This window comes from Vibrio sp. 10N.247.311.13 (genome assembly GCF_041467595.1).
Taxonomy (GTDB): Bacteria; Pseudomonadota; Gammaproteobacteria; order Enterobacterales; family Vibrionaceae; genus Vibrio; species Vibrio crassostreae_C.
Genome location: NZ_JBFSUX010000003.1, coordinates 60,176 through 73,234, shown reverse-complemented (window position 1 = coordinate 73,234; position 13,059 = coordinate 60,176). Strand labels below are relative to the sequence as shown.

The window sequence follows — 13,059 nt, the reverse complement described above, 5'->3', positions numbered from 1 at the left end:
TATATCTCTCTATTTTAGGATCGGCTATGCCTGCATCTTCTCATTTCAATATTGCTTTCTTCGGCGAATGTATGGTCGAAATAAGCGGCTCTCCATTAACCAAAAAATTTGGCGGTGACACGCTCAATACCGCGCTTTACCTTTCTCGCTTAACCCAACATCAAAACCTGTCTGTTCATTACGCGACTGGTTTGGGTAGCGATGAACTGTCTCAAAACATGATTGATAGCTGGCAACTAGAAGGCATTCAAACCAATTTCGTTGAACGTATTCCAAACAAGTTGCCCGGTTTGTACATGGTAGAAACGGACGAAACGGGTGAGCGACATTTCCACTATTGGCGCAATGACGCGGCAGTAAAATCTTACTTTCAAACTGACGACCTGAATAAGCTTGAAATCGCGCTGACAGAGAAGCAAGTCGACGCGGTTTACATCAGCGGTATCAGTATCGCGATCTTGGATGATGCCTCTCGCGAGCGCCTATTCAAAGCGATTAGCGTGTTCTCAAACCAAGGCGGTAAGGTGATTTTTGACAATAACTATCGCCCGCAACTTTGGAGCACCGAGCAAGCTCAACATTGGTATGCCAAGTTACTGCCGCTGGTGGACATCGCCTTGATTACCGAAGACGACGATCTGCTTGTCTGGGGGAACTCAGAGAGCGTTCAACAACGTTGTATCCGTTTGGGTTGCCAAGAGATCGTCATCAAACGTGGCTGTGAGCCATGCAAGATTGTTCAAGTTGAACAGGGCAACATTGTTGAGAATTATGTTTCAGCGATGCGTGTTTCTAACGTGGTCGACACCTGCGCGGCGGGCGATTCATTCGCCGCGGGTTATTTAGCTGCGCGTCTTACTGGCGAGAGCACCACCGACGCAGCCGAACTTGGCCACCAACTGGCTTCAATCGTTATTCAATACTCTGGCGCGATCATCCCCGTGAGCGCTATGAGCCAACTGATTAAAAAATAAAATAAAAAGCGGAATTATTATGTCTCAAGAAATGATCAACAAACTTAAGCAATTCAAAGTTATCCCTGTTATCCAAATCAACAAGGTTGAACACGCGATTCCACTGGCAAAAGTGTTGGTAGAAAACGGCCTACCAGTTGCTGAAGTCACATTCCGTACTGAAGCGGCAGCAGACGCGATTCGTGCGATGCGCGATGCGTATCCAGAAATGTGTATCGGTGCCGGCACAGTATTAACGCCAGCGCAGATCGACCTTGCGAAAGAGTCGGGCAGTGAATTCATCGTGGCTCCGGGCCTGAATCCAAACACCGTAAAACGTTGCCAAGAAATAGGCATGCCAATCGTTCCGGGCGTAAACAACCCAAGCCAAGTTGAGCAAGCGCTAGAGCTTGGTCTTAACTTCTTGAAGTTCTTCCCTGCAGAAGCGTCTGGTGGCATCAACATGGTGAAGTCTCTGCTAGCGCCATACGTTGATGTGTCTTTAATGCCAACGGGCGGTATCGGTAAACACAACGTGAATGACTACTTAGCAGTGGATCGCGTGGTGTGCTGTGGTGGTACTTGGATGGTGTCGCCAAAGATGATCGAGAACGAGCAATGGGATGAGATTGCAGTATTGGTTCGTGAAGCGGTCGCTCTTGTTAACGAGCAATAAGTTTTTGACCTAACGATAAGCTTGAAGCTCGCAACAATTTTTTTTAACTAGTGAGAACAAGCTTTCGAATCAGAGATAACGAGCAACAGCAGTGGCTGATGGTTCTGTTTTGTGAATCGCCTCCGATAAACAAAACAGAACCATATTTATATAGGAAAACTAATAATGAAAAAAACTATATTATCCCTATTGATTTCAGGTTCAGTAGTGTCCCCAATGGCGTTAGCAATGGCTCCAAATACCGATCTAAATTTAATGCCGTACCCACAAACGGTCGAGCTGAAAGCTGGGCAAGTGAAGGTCGACGGTAACTTCAAGGTTTACATCAAAGGCTTTAATTCTGATCGCGTTGAATACACGGCGAAACGATTTATTGATCGCCTTGAGCGTCAGACGGGTGTGCCGATTTTAAATTGGCAGGTGGATAGTGCAGACCAAGCGAACCTGATCATTGATATCGACGCGGCGCCAAAGTCTGAAGTACAGAACATCGACTCTGTAGAGTCCTACAAAATTACCACTCAGGGTGAACAAATCACGCTGAGCTCTCCAAGCCCATACGGCACTATTCACGGCATCGAAACCCTTTTACAGCTCGTTGAGACCACTGCGACTGGCTACCATATTCCTGCCGTTACGATAGTCGATGAGCCTCGCTTCCGCTGGCGTGGTGTTTCTTACGATACTTCACGTCACTTCATTGAATTCGATGTGCTGATTCGTCAGTTAGATGCGATGGCGTCGGCGAAGATGAACGTATTTCATTGGCACTTCTGGGACGACCAAGGCATTCGCATTCAAACCGAATCATGGCCGCGTCTGTGGTCTGAAACCGCTGATGGTAATTACTACACCAAAGACCAGGTTCGCTACCTAGTTGAATACGCGCGTAACCTTGGTATTCGTGTGATTCCAGAGGTGTCTCTTCCGGGTCACTCTTCTGCGGTGGCTCACGCTTACCCGCGTTTGATGTCGGGCGGTGAAGGGCAAAACTACGAGCAAGAAAGAGGCTGGGGCGTGTTTGAACCTCTCATGGATCCACTGAACCCAGAAGTCTACGAGATGCTAGGTGACGTGTTTGACGAAGTGACCGAGCTGTTCCCTGATGAGTACTTTCATATCGGTGGCGATGAGCCGAACTATGCGCAATGGAAAAACAGCGAAAAGCACCAACAGTTCATTGAAGAGAACAATATCGATGGCGAGCGTGGTCTGCAGTCTTACCTCAATGTAAAAGTTGAGAAGATGCTCGAAGAGCGTGGTAAGAAGATGACCGGTTGGGATGAGATTTGGCATAAAGACCTGCCGACTTCAATCGTGATTCAAAGCTGGCAAGGGCACGATAGCATTGGTCGTGCTGCGAAAGAGGGCTACCCAGGTATTCTTTCTACAGGTTACTACCTAGATCAACCTCAGCCGACTAGCTACCACTATCGCAATGACCCAATGCCAAGTGGCATCACAGTTGACGATAAGCTGCACAGCGGCGAAAAGTTCGTGACGTATCAATGGGAGAAGCCACGTTCAAAAGGCGGCCCACGTAAGGGAACACTGACTATTATTGAAGCGAAAGACGGCACTTTCCGCGCATTCAGTGATTACAACGGCAAGTCTCGCGAAGAGATTTACATCCTTAATTATGTGCCGGGTAAAACCTTTGTTGGCCACTTCGATAACTTCATGTCTTACACCGAATTCAACCTAAACCTGAATCCAAAGGGTTTTGCAGAAGGCAGTTACCAATTGGTCGGTAACGTGCGTTGGCCAACCACAGGTGAAGTGATTGCGAGCAGTGATGTTGAAGGCAGCGTGATTCCTGAACCAAATGGTGGTTACCCTGCAGAATTAACCGACAAAGAAAAAGAGCTTATCTTGGGCGGCGAGATCACCATGTGGCTAGAGAACAAAGACAGCCTCACGGTAGAAAATTACCTATGGCCTCGCAGCTATGCAATTGCAGAGCGTTTCTGGTCGGATGCAGAACTGACTGACGAACGCAGCATGTACAAGCGCATGAAAGCGATGGATACATGGTCGGAAGTGTCGGTAGGCCTGCGTCACCACGCCGATGCTGACATGTTGTTGAAGCGCATTGCAAAAGGCCAAGATATTCACGACCTGCGAGTGCTAGCTAAATACACCGAGCCAGCTCAATACTATGCACGTAACTGGGAAAAGTGGAATTCTACTGAACCTAAGGGCACTTTATATAGCCAATACGAGCGCTTAAACCGCTTTGTTGATGCGCTGCCAGTAGAAAGCTACGCCGTGTATGAGATGCAAGATTTGGTCAATGAAGTCGCGACGGGTAATCAACAAGCGCTTGAGCAACTTGCAGAGCATTATCATCAAGCAAAAGCGGCTGCACTTGCGGCTGAGACCGTTTTTGCAGGTAATGTGTCTTCGGTAGATACTGTGGTTGTCGCAGAGAAAACGGCGGAAGTCGCAGACTTGGCGTTAACCTTGATTGCTAAAGCACAAGCGGGTGAAAAAATTCGAGCATCAGATGCGAATGCCTACCAAGCGATACTGTCTGAGTCAGCGAAGATCTATGATGAATCTATCATCGCGATTGTTCGCCCGACAGAACTGTTGTTGAAGCAGTTAGCTGAGTAAGTCGTTAACGGATTAGTGAATAAGTCACACGCCAATAAGTGAATCAAAACCGCCCTCTGTGGGCGGTTTTTTAGTTCTAGCGCTTCAATAGAATGTGGAGTTCAAGGTCTGTGTAAGTAACTACTCACTATCGCTATTGTTTAGTGTTAACGTAAATGTCATGCCTTGGTCTGAATTGTTCTTCGCTATTAATGTGCCTTGCATATCGCGCACGTTGTTCGCTGTGATAGCCAACCCGAGCCCCAAGCCTTCGCCCATCTTTTTGTTGGTATGAAATGGTTCGAAAATGGTTTCGAGTTGATCTTCAGACACACCACAACCGTTATCTTGAACCTTGATGATCACGCGTTGTTGCTCGGTATGAGCGCTGATCACAATGGTTGCTGGTTTCTGATTCTGCGTGGCATCGACAGCGTTTCTAAGCAGGTTACCAAGCACTTGACGAAGTCGCGCCTCTTCTCCCATTACCATCGAAATATTGGAAGCGACACGCACGCGAATATCGACGTTTTCCAGTTCGGCTTGATGAATTCGCAGGGTTTCTTGCAATGCGTCTGTCAGTGAAACTGGGTAAGGCTTTTCAAGTCTTTGGAAGGCGAATGACTTCAGCTGGCTAGTCATGTTAGCCATTCGGTCGATTAGGCTCATCACCAGATCCATGTTCGCTTTCAGCATCTTAGTCTCGCCTCTTTCCATCAGCAACTGGTTACTCGAAAGTAGGGTTTTTAGGCCAGTAAGCGGCTGATTGAGTTCATGAGTAATCGCACTCGACATCCGCCCTAGTGCAGCCAGTTTGCTAGATTCGACAAGTTCTTGCTGCGCATCTTTTAGATCTTGAGTTCGCTCTTCGACCCGCAGTTGTAGCGTTTTATTGGCGTTTTGCACCGCAATTTCGGCTTTCTTACGTTTGCTGATATCGATTACGGTACACAGGTAGTAAGTCGTCGCATGCCAAGGAAAGGCGCTAATAGAGAATAAAACAGGGAAGTAGCTGCCATCGCTGCGTCTTGCCATGGTTTCGACGCTAGTTATCTCGGCCAGCTCTTGATGCTGCTCTAAGTTTTTGAGCAGTTGCAAGGTGGTTGAATTCGGATTACCTGCCTCAAATAACTGCCACGCCTTGATGTTATTGATCATTGAATCAGATAGTGAAAAGTAGTTCTTCGCCATCAGGTTGATATCGTGAATGCGTCCGTGTTTATCGATCAGTATTAACCCAACATGGGTTTTATTGATCATCCCAGACAGTCGTTTCTCAGACTCTTCGATAAGCTTTTGGATTCTCAGATTGCTGAGCTTTTTCTGGCGTCTTTGGTAAAGAATAACCAACAGTAACAGAATGAAAAGACAGCCAACCGCCACACTCCAGCTGATCCAGTTCGTGGTCTGGTTGAGGCTGGTTAATGGCGTTAGGTAGGTTAAACGCCAATTCAGATCGTCTAACTTGATGGACTGAATTAGGTAATCTTTATCTTGCAATCGCCACACGCGAATATGGGTTTGGTCATACAGCTCACGTTTTGTCGCTGTGGGCTGAGAATTGAAGGTGTCATTGAACCAATCGGCACTCAACCTGTTGTCACTGGAGAGAAAGAACTGATCGCGAGGGTTCTGAAACAGTATCGCCTCACCATCGGCAAACCATTGATCGGTTAACAATGACAAATCGATTTGCACCGCGACAATGCCAACCACATCAGAGGCTCGATATACGGGTGCCGCTATGAAGTAATCGGGTGTCACGCCTTTGTTTTTTGTCACCACTGAAATCGCACCACCTTGTTGGTGGATCTTCGAAACAATTGTACTGGCGTTCTTATTGCTCAGTTTGCTTCTTTCAACACTCGATACCAACAAGTCCCCTTCGCCAGAAAGCAGATACCAGCCCTTGGTGTTGGCGGCTTTATCCAATTGAATTAGCTGCTTCTTAATGCGTTTTTCTAGGCGGGCTTCACCATCAATGAAGCGCACACTGGTTTCATCATTGGTTACTAGGTAGGGCAGATAATAGAAACGCTTAAGGGTTCGCCTTGCTTCGGCAATGTAGCCAAGGAAGCGCTGTTCGGCATAGCGTTGGGCTTGTTCAAGCTTCCACTGGCTGATGCCATTCTTGGTGGTGACCTGCACCAAACCAATCAATAAACAGGTACACAGGAATAACCAATATCGATTGTTATTCATCATTTCTGATCAAATCCCTTTAAAATTAGTGGCTTGCCTCTTTGAGCTAGTGGTTTGACAAGGTTTTATGTTTGCTTTTTAAGCGAATGGAGAGTGAGACAAATCGAAGCTAACAAACATTATTAAACTGTTAAAGGAGTGTTATTCAAAGTGGGAGCTAGCTCCTTTTCGTCTGAGGTTTTTTTACATACCGTGGACGATATTAATCAGATGTAGAGTGGCGGAACCAAACTATGCAGCGTATTGCTTTAATTGAAGATGACGCGATTGTGCGTCAAGCAACCAGCCAATGGTTGCAGCTGGCGGGCTTCGATGTCACCGCATTTGAAGTAGGACAAGATGCGTTAAACGCCGTAGAGCAGGGTGATTTTCAAACCATTATCACCGATGTTCGTTTACCTGATATTGATGGTGTTGATCTGCTAGGGCGTTTCAAAGGTCTTGTGCCAGATGTGCCTGTTATTTTGATTACTGGGCATGGTGATGTCGATATGGCGGTGAAAGCCTTACAGCAAGGTGCCTATGACTTCATTGAGAAGCCATTCGACCCAGAGCGTCTGTCTCAAACGGTATCGGAAGCGGTAGATAAACATCAAAGTGGCCAAGACAGAAACAGTCGTCAGAACTATCTGGATAACCTTAAGGGCATTGAACAGGTGCTGATCGGTCGCAGTAAAGTGATGTGTGAACTGCGCGAGCAAATCCAGAAAGTCGCTTCCATAGACACCAACGTGATCATCTATGGTGAAACGGGTTGTGGTAAAGAGCTGGTCGCCTCTTGCTTACATGAATTCAGCCAACGTAAAACCCATCCGTTTGTTCCGCTCAACTGTGGCGCAATCCCAGAAAATCTCTTTGAAAGCGAGCTGTTTGGACACGAAGCCGGAGCGTTTACTGGTGCGGCCAAACGACGCATTGGTAAGCTGGAATTTGCCGACAAAGGTACAGTGTTCCTTGATGAAATAGAGAGTATGCCGCTGTCGATGCAGGTAAAAGTGCTGCGCACCTTGCAAGATAATGTCGTCGAACGCGTGGGGGGGAATCAGCAACAACATGTTGATCTACGAGTGGTCTCTGCCTCGAAAAGCGATCTACTGAATCACCCCGACTTTCGCCAAGATCTATTCTATCGTTTGAATGTTGCCCAGCTGCATTTGCCTCCACTCAGTGAGCGTGAAGAAGATGCCTTACTTTTGTTTGAACACTTCACCCAAGAAGCCAATTCCGAAACACGTATAGCCAGTGAGGCTGATCGCTATGCACTGCTCTCGTATGCGTGGCCGGGCAATGTGCGTGAACTGCGTAATGTTGCGATTCGTTTTGCATTGGATGAAAGCTTGACCGTTGGGGATATTTTGGCGTGTCGTCCCAATTCTGTCACAGAGTCCACAACGGCGGGCATCCCTTTGGCGGTTCAAGTACAGAGCTTTGAAAGGAAAGTGATTCATGATGCCTTAGTTCGTTATAAAGGGCGTATCAATGACGTGATGCAAGATTTGGATTTACCTCGTCGAACATTGAACCAAAAGATGGTGCGTTATGGGTTAAATCGAAGTGACTATGTTGACCCTTAGAGAGCGGCTTCATCGCAGTGCTTGTTGATTTTTAATGAGCAATAAATGGCTCATTGCATATTTATCAATTTACATACATTGATCACACAACTGCAACATAGTGTGACTTGCTTCCCGATCTACAGGTGTTAATTCCGGTAGCCGATAAGCCAAAAATGGCTTACTTAATAACAGGGGAATAAGCAAAAAACGGCTTATTTTGAATAGGTTTTAAAATAAAAGTAAATTAAAACAAATAGTTAAAAACTGGCATTACGCTTGCTATCTATTGTTGTTAACAAAAATATAACGTGAATAACCCTACATGGAGAGTAACAATGAAATACAAAAAGCTGGTTAAAACTTTAGCGCTAGCAATGGCTTCTCTTGGCCTTATCAGTAATGCGTCAGCTGAAGAAGATCGCAGCTATATTTTAGCGACGGCCTCAACAGGTGGGACTTACTATCCGGTAGGTGTTGCTCTAGCGACATTGAGTAAAGTTAAGCTTGCGCCTAAGCAGCACTTTTCTTTGGCGGCTATTAGTTCTGCGGGCTCGGGTGAGAACGTAAAGTTGTTGAACGAGAACGAAGCACAGTTTGCCATTCTGCAAGGTTTGTATGGTGCGTGGGCGTGGCAAGGGCTTGGTCCATATGAGAAATCAGGTCAACAAACACAGCTTCGCTCTGTGTCTATGTTATGGCAAAACGTAGAACACTTCATTGTGCGCTCTGATTTAGCAAAAACAGGCACCGTGAGCGATTTGGAAAATCTAAACGGTAAGAAATTCTCTATCGGTAAGAAAAACTCAGGTACTGAAAACTCAGGACGCCAGATCATGCAAGGCCTGTCGGTAGATCCAGAACAATTTAAACTCGCCTTTATGGGTTACGGCGGCAGTGCCAGTGCACTACAGAATGGCACCATTGATGGCATGAACACACCTGCTGGCGTGCCGGTTGGCGCAGTAACTCAAGCGTTTGCTGCCTTGGGGGAAGACATTCAAATCCTGTCATTTACCGATGCGCAGATCAAACAAGCGAACGGCGATTACAATATCTGGACCAAGTATGAGATCCCAGCAAACACCTACCCAGGTGTTGATAAGCCGATCACCACTATCGCCCAACCTAACTTTCTAGCGGTTCGTGAAGACATCTCTGAAGAAGATGTGTACCAGCTGACCAAAGCTATCTATGAAAACCTACCTTTCCTACAAGGTATCCATAAAGCAACCAAAGCAATGGCACTCGAGAAAGGGATCGCAGGTCTGCCTGTTCCTCTTCACCCAGGCGCTGCTCGTTATTATCGAGAGATGGGCATCGAGATCCCTTCTGAGTTGATCGTTAACTAGCTTATCTGTTGTCAGGTAACTATTGGTTTATGAGCTGTTGGCCTGTGAACTAAATACTGGCCTATGAACTAACGGTTTGTTACGAACTACTATTTGCCATCAACTAACCCCTTCGTGACTTAATTGCTTGGTGCGCGCTCGCTCAAAAATGTGTTCGTGCACCTCCTCACTTTATGGATTTTCTCTGCGCGTTTGCTGTGGAGAGCAGGAGTTTTCTATGAGCGATTCGCTGCAGCAGGAACTGAAAAAATTTGAATTACCGACCCGGACGGATTTCCCGTGGGTGGGTAAAGCTATAACAACAATGGGCGTGATTCTCTCTTTATTACACATTTGGTTTAACACCTTATCTACCTTACCGGAACTTTGGGTTTCGGCGACCCATTTTGCTGGCTTCGCGATTATATGCGCGCTTTGGTATCCCGCCCACATTTCACTTAAAAATAGCAAAATCGCCTTAGCCGTTGATATCGGTATTGCCCTCGCTGCTCTGGCTTGTCTTATCTATATTCCGTTTGCGGAAGACGCTCTTTATGAGCGAGGCGTGAAGTTCATCGCCAGTGATTGGTTCTTCTCTATCTTGGCGATTGCCATCGTTATTGAGTTGATTCGCCGCACCATGGGTTGGTTCATTCCGGTACTTATCTTGGTGTGTTTGAGCTATGTGGTACTTTGGGGGCAATGGACCAGCGGTATCTTTCACTTTCCAGGCCTGAGCCTTGAAACATTGCTTTATCGAAGCTTTTACTCATCAGAAGGTATGTTCGGTTCGATCTCAAGAATCAGTTGGACCTTCGTGTTCATGTTCATCCTATTTGGCGCATTCTTAGTGCGTTCGGGGGTGGGTGATTTCATTATTGATGTGTCTCGCGCCGCCGCTGGCAAGGTGATTGGCGGCCCCGGTTTCATTGCCGTGATTGGCTCTGGTTTGATGGGCTCGGTCTCCGGCTCGAGTGTAGCAAATACCGTATCGACGGGCGTAATCAGTATTCCTTTGATGCAAAAGGCGGGCTTCCCTTCGCGTTTCGCAGCGGGTGTTGAAGCGGCTGCGTCTACTGGCGGGCAGCTGATGCCACCTGTGATGGGTGCGGGCGCGTTTATCATGGCGTCTTACACGCAAATTCCTTATGTCGATATTATTGCGGTTTCCTTCGTTCCTGCGCTTATCTACTTTTTGTCGGTGGCCTTTTTCGTGCGTATTGAAGCGAAGCGCAGTGGAGTACAAAAGGTGACTTCTGGCTGTGAACCTTTGTTAAAGGTATTGCTGTCGGGTTGGCACAACCTGATCCCACTGGCCGTGTTAGTGACTTTGTTGGTGAAGGGCTTTACGCCGACTTACGCTGCGGGTATCTCGATTCTTTCTGTGGTGGTGGCATCATGGTTTTCTAAAAATCACAAAATGGGTCCAAAGGCGATCATTGAAGCGCTTTCTCAAGGCGCTAAAAACATGGCGACCACGGCGGTGTTGTTGGTGGGCATTGGTTTAGTCGTCAATGTCATCAGTACCACGGGAATTGGTAACACCTTTTCTTTAATGATCAACAGCTGGGCGAATGGCGAGTTGCTAGTGATGATCGCGTTGATCGCGTTGGCGTCTTTGATTCTCGGTATGGGTTTACCGGTAACGGCGGCTTATATTGTGTTGGGCACTCTGTCAGCTCCTGCCTTGTATAAATTGATTGCTGAAAGTCAGCTGCTCGACTTGTTGGTGTCAGGTCAGCTTCCTGAGCAAGCTAAAGCCATCTTCATGTTGGCTGCACCAGATAAGCTTGATTTGTTGAATGCACCGATGACACTCGAAACAGCCAAAGAGATGATTGCGTTAGTCCCTGCTGATTTTGTGGAAACTCTGCTTGAGCAAAGCTTGGGGTTAGAAGCGATCAGTCTTGCACTGCTTTCGGCTCACTTAATTATTTTCTGGTTGTCGCAAGACAGTAACGTAACACCGCCTGTTTGTTTAACTGCGTTTGCCGCAGCGACTATCGCTAAAACACCACCAATGAGAACCGGTTTAATGGCTTGGAAGATAGCTAAAGGTTTATACCTAGTGCCGTTGTTGATTGCCTACACTAACTTGGTGAGTTGGGATATTACCTCGGTATTGGTCACTGGTGGTTTTGCTATTATTGGCACTTACGCATTTATCGCGGCGATTGAAGGCTATCTAGAGAGCGAAATTAATGTCATTACTCGAGTAGTGTTGGTAGTAATAGGTGCAGCTTTAGTATGGCCTGATGTTTCAGTCGTGATTCGCTTGGTATGTGTCGCCATTTTTGTTGGCATCTTCATCTACAGCGGTCGTAAATACGATGCAAATCAAGTTAAAAAAGAATTAGAAAGTGAGGAACAAAAGTTACCTCAAACTGGGTCTAACACTGTCGCGTCTTCCCTATAATTAAAAGGATTGAATGTAGGAATATTATGAACTCAACATACGACTATATTATCGTTGGTGGTGGCATTGTTGGCGTGTCGACGGCATGGCAATTACAGCAAGCTCACCCTGATAAAAGTATCCTTTTAGTCGAAAAGGAGCGTGGATTCGCGCAGCACCAAACTGGCCATAACAGTGGTGTGATTCACGCTGGCGTTTACTACGCTCCGGGCAGTTTAAAGGCGGATTTTTGTAAGCGTGGCGTAGAGCGCACCATCGCCTTTTGCAGTCAACACGATATCCCTGTCGAAAACTGTGGCAAGCTGTTGGTCGCGACCAATGAGCAGGAAGTGGAGCGCATGAACGCGCTCTATCAACGTTGTCATGATAACGATATTGATGTCGACCTCTTAGATCAAGCGCAACTGAAACTTGCAGAGCCTAACATCACCGGTTTGGGCGCGATTTATGTCAAAACCACCAGTATCGTGGACTACAAAAAAGTCACCGAAGTGATGGCTCAAGAGTTTGTTGAAGCGGGTGGTAAGCTCAGTCTAGGCACGGAAGTGATTATGGCGGATGAGCAAGAAGATGAGGTGCAGTTAACGTGCAAAGTCGATGGTCAGACTCTACAACTGAACAGCCGATTCTTGATCACTTGCTCTGGTTTGATGGCCGACAGAATGACCAGCATGCTTGGCATTGAAACCGACTTCCAAATCGTTCCATATCGCGGTGAATATTATCAGTTGGACGCCAAACACAACCAAGTGGTGAATCACCTTATCTATCCGATCCCTGACCCAGAACTGCCTTTCTTGGGCGTGCATTTAACACGCATGATTGATGGCTCCGTAACAGTAGGGCCAAATGCAGTTCAAGGCTGGAAGCGAGAAGGTTATGGCAAGCTTAACTTTAGCTTCAAGGACACTTGGCAGATGCTGAGCTTTGTGGGTTTTTGGAAAGTGACTGCGAATCACTTGAAAACGGGTTTGGTCGAGTTTAAGAACTCGTGGTGGAAACCGGGATATCTAAAGCTAGTGAACAAATACTGCCCGAGTATTACGGTTGATGATTTTAAGCCTTATCCTGCTGGGATTCGTGCTCAAGCGGTACTGAAGGATGGCACCTTGGTCCATGATTTCCTGTTTGCCGAAAGCCCAAGAAGCTTACATGTATGTAACGCGCCATCACCGGCTGCGACCTCTGCAATGCCGATTGGTGAGTACATCTGTGGCAAGGTAATGAAAAAGACGGCTTGATGATAACTAAAGGTTATTAAGTTGAGATGCTCTCCGAAGACAATAAAAAATCCGCAAGCTCCAATCTATTTATGATCGTGGGCTTGCGGATT

The 13,059-nt window shown here is 46.7% G+C and carries 8 protein-coding genes; 7 read left to right on the top strand and 1 reads right to left on the bottom strand.

All coding sequences use genetic code 11. From position 1 onward, the window contains the following. Positions 1–26 precede the first annotated feature (26 nt). The 3 genes from AB6E52_RS02285 (at position 27) to AB6E52_RS02275 (ending at position 4,245) form a co-directional block, all read left to right on the top strand. The gene (locus AB6E52_RS02285) at positions 27–974 is read left to right on the top strand and encodes a sugar kinase (RefSeq protein WP_102321270.1); all 948 of its coding nucleotides are present in this window, start codon (positions 27–29) and stop codon (positions 972–974) included. Positions 975–993: 19 nt separating this feature from the next. Then, positions 994–1,629: a bifunctional 4-hydroxy-2-oxoglutarate aldolase/2-dehydro-3-deoxy-phosphogluconate aldolase gene (locus tag AB6E52_RS02280; protein ID WP_017084927.1), complete on the top strand. Its 636-nt coding sequence runs from the start codon at positions 994–996 to the stop codon at positions 1,627–1,629. A 165-nt stretch (positions 1,630–1,794) separates the two neighbouring features. Continuing rightward, positions 1,795–4,245, top strand: coding sequence for a family 20 glycosylhydrolase (locus tag AB6E52_RS02275; RefSeq protein WP_102321269.1), 2,451 nt, complete (start codon positions 1,795–1,797; stop codon positions 4,243–4,245). 120 nt (positions 4,246–4,365) lie between these two features. Here AB6E52_RS02275 and AB6E52_RS02270 read toward each other — a convergent pair whose 3' ends face one another. Next, positions 4,366–6,429 (bottom strand): ATP-binding protein, encoded by a 2,064-nt coding sequence (locus AB6E52_RS02270; protein ID WP_017065171.1) that lies wholly within the window; start codon positions 6,427–6,429, stop codon positions 4,366–4,368. A gap of 230 nt (positions 6,430–6,659) precedes the next feature. Between AB6E52_RS02270 and AB6E52_RS02265 the strand changes: the two genes are divergently transcribed. From AB6E52_RS02265 to lhgO, 4 genes are all read left to right on the top strand, one after another. Then, the gene (locus tag AB6E52_RS02265) at positions 6,660–8,000 is read left to right on the top strand and encodes a sigma-54 dependent transcriptional regulator (protein WP_102321268.1); all 1,341 of its coding nucleotides are present in this window, start codon (positions 6,660–6,662) and stop codon (positions 7,998–8,000) included. Positions 8,001–8,317: 317 nt separating this feature from the next. Further along, complete coding sequence (locus AB6E52_RS02260; protein ID WP_102321267.1) at positions 8,318–9,331, top strand: TAXI family TRAP transporter solute-binding subunit; 1,014 nt, start codon at positions 8,318–8,320, stop codon at positions 9,329–9,331. Positions 9,332–9,548: 217 nt separating this feature from the next. Next, positions 9,549–11,726, top strand: a complete 2,178-nt coding sequence (locus AB6E52_RS02255; RefSeq protein WP_102321266.1) for a TRAP transporter permease — start codon at positions 9,549–9,551, stop codon at positions 11,724–11,726. Between the two features lie 26 nt (positions 11,727–11,752). Then, the gene (gene lhgO / locus AB6E52_RS02250; protein ID WP_102321265.1) at positions 11,753–12,967 is read left to right on the top strand and encodes an L-2-hydroxyglutarate oxidase; all 1,215 of its coding nucleotides are present in this window, start codon (positions 11,753–11,755) and stop codon (positions 12,965–12,967) included. Positions 12,968–13,059: the final 92 nt, after the last annotated feature.

Excerpts from the sequence above, each read along its gene's own strand:
- AB6E52_RS02285 (WP_102321270.1), top strand. The coding sequence starts at position 27 with ATGCCTGCATCTTCTCATTTCAATATTGCTTTCTTCGGCGAATGTATG.
- AB6E52_RS02280 (WP_017084927.1), top strand. The coding sequence starts at position 994 with ATGTCTCAAGAAATGATCAACAAACTTAAGCAATTCAAAGTTATCCCT.
- AB6E52_RS02275 (WP_102321269.1), top strand. The coding sequence starts at position 1,795 with ATGAAAAAAACTATATTATCCCTATTGATTTCAGGTTCAGTAGTGTCC.
- AB6E52_RS02270 (WP_017065171.1), bottom strand. The coding sequence starts at position 6,429 with ATGATGAATAACAATCGATATTGGTTATTCCTGTGTACCTGTTTATTG.
- AB6E52_RS02265 (WP_102321268.1), top strand. The coding sequence starts at position 6,660 with ATGCAGCGTATTGCTTTAATTGAAGATGACGCGATTGTGCGTCAAGCA.
- AB6E52_RS02260 (WP_102321267.1), top strand. The coding sequence starts at position 8,318 with ATGAAATACAAAAAGCTGGTTAAAACTTTAGCGCTAGCAATGGCTTCT.
- AB6E52_RS02255 (WP_102321266.1), top strand. The coding sequence starts at position 9,549 with ATGAGCGATTCGCTGCAGCAGGAACTGAAAAAATTTGAATTACCGACC.
- lhgO (WP_102321265.1), top strand. The coding sequence starts at position 11,753 with ATGAACTCAACATACGACTATATTATCGTTGGTGGTGGCATTGTTGGC.